The organism is Neorhizobium puerariae, assembly GCF_042429745.1.
GTDB lineage: Bacteria > Pseudomonadota > Alphaproteobacteria > Rhizobiales > Rhizobiaceae > Neorhizobium > Neorhizobium puerariae.
In genome coordinates, this window is record NZ_JBHMAA010000047.1 from 1 (window position 1) to 1,471 (window position 1,471).

At 58.5% G+C, this 1,471-nt stretch carries 1 protein-coding gene; it reads right to left on the bottom strand.

Translation table 11 applies throughout. The annotated features are described in order from the left end of the window. Nucleotides 1-264: 264 nt before the first annotated feature. Complete coding sequence (locus ACFFP0_RS29720; protein ID WP_377265837.1) at nt 265-1,329, bottom strand: IS110 family RNA-guided transposase; 1,065 nt, start codon at nt 1,327-1,329, stop codon at nt 265-267. Nucleotides 1,330-1,471 lie beyond the last annotated feature (142 nt).

Consider the following 1,471-nt stretch of genomic DNA (forward strand, 5'->3'; position numbering starts at 1 on the left):
TCTCCAATGAAAGAACACAAGGGGCAAAACGCGTCCAACTGGCGGCTTTTCCTTGGGTTCGGTTGGTTATTGACCGGCATTTTCGCCGATCGGCTAAATCTTCTCCGTCCGCTGGACAGGTTTGTTCTGCCCTTCGGTTCTCGAACCAGTCTCCAATGCGTGACCTGATGCACATGGCTTCGGTCACAGAATGGCGTTCGGCTCCCGGCTTCCCATTCTCCTTCAAGAGCGCAGTCCGGCGCTGCCGGGCTCGCTAGACCGTCATCAGGACAGCCGGGATATCATCGCGCCTTGCGTGGTGCTGGTGCCGCGCGGCTCGTAGGCACGCTGATCACGCAGGATCTGGAAGGCGATTGTTAAAAGCTTGCGCGCGATGGCAACACGCGCCTTGTTTACGCCTCTCAACTTCAGGTGCTCGTATTGGGCACGAAGTTGAGCATCGCTGGCGATGGCGGGGGCGACCGCCTCGACGAAGGCCCAGCGCAGCCACTTGTTGCCTTGCCGGACGATCTTGCCGTGGAAGGTCTTGCCGCCGGAGGAATAGGTCGTGGGTACAAGCCCGGCATAGGCGGCGAGCTTCTTCGGGTTGCGGAACCGGTTTATATCATCGATCTCCGCATCGATCAGCCTTGCAAAAAACTCGCCGATGCCGGGGATCGTCTTCAACAGCCTCACATTGGCATTGGCCCTGGTCATCGTCCGGATCGTTGCCTCCGACTGTTTGATGCGCCCATCGATGTCGCCGATGAAGGCGAGACCACGATCGATCTGGATGCGGTCGATTTCTGAGACCTTCACCTGCGCCAGCTGGACGCGGCCGGCCTTGCCGAACAGGTCGCCGAGCTGCTTCAACTGCGCCGTCTGTTCGGGATAACGATCAAACACCGTGACGATGCGGTTCTTCACCATCGTGCGCAGCCGCACGTAGAACATCCGTTCGCGAAGGGCGATGCGCAGTTCTCGGGCCTTGTCGCTCGGTGCCCAGGCCTCCGGCACGAGATCGGCCCGAAGAAGATGCGCCAGCACCGTCGCATCGATCTTGTCCGTCTTGATCTTCGCATCGGCGATCGCCTTCACCTTCAACGGATGTGCGAGAACGACATCATCACAAATGTCGTCGAGCCAGTCGTACATCACCATCCAGTTGCGGGTCGCCTCGACTACCGCATGCGAGTTCTCGCGGTATCGTTCCAGAAATCCACCTAGCGACTGGCGATCGTTCTTCACCCGGCCAGAGCGCAGCGTCTTGCCAGCCGAATCCTGCACCACCAGGTGGCTATAGGATTTGTGGTAGTCGACGCCGATATGGTATTCATAAGAGGCAGTCATGCTTCCAACTCCCTTGTTGAGATCTGCAAAACCCCAATAAGGTAAGCCGAAAGGCTGGAAGTGTGACTGTCCCTCGATCATCATCTGCATCTCAGTGATCCGTTCTCTCAGCGGGCGCGGCCTCTTTCATGCCATCTCCTTC

What these genes read in the sequence shown, in the direction of transcription:
- ACFFP0_RS29720 (WP_377265837.1), bottom strand. Translation starts at nt 1,329, where the DNA reads ATGACTGCCTCTTATGAATACCATATCGGCGTCGACTACCACAAATCC.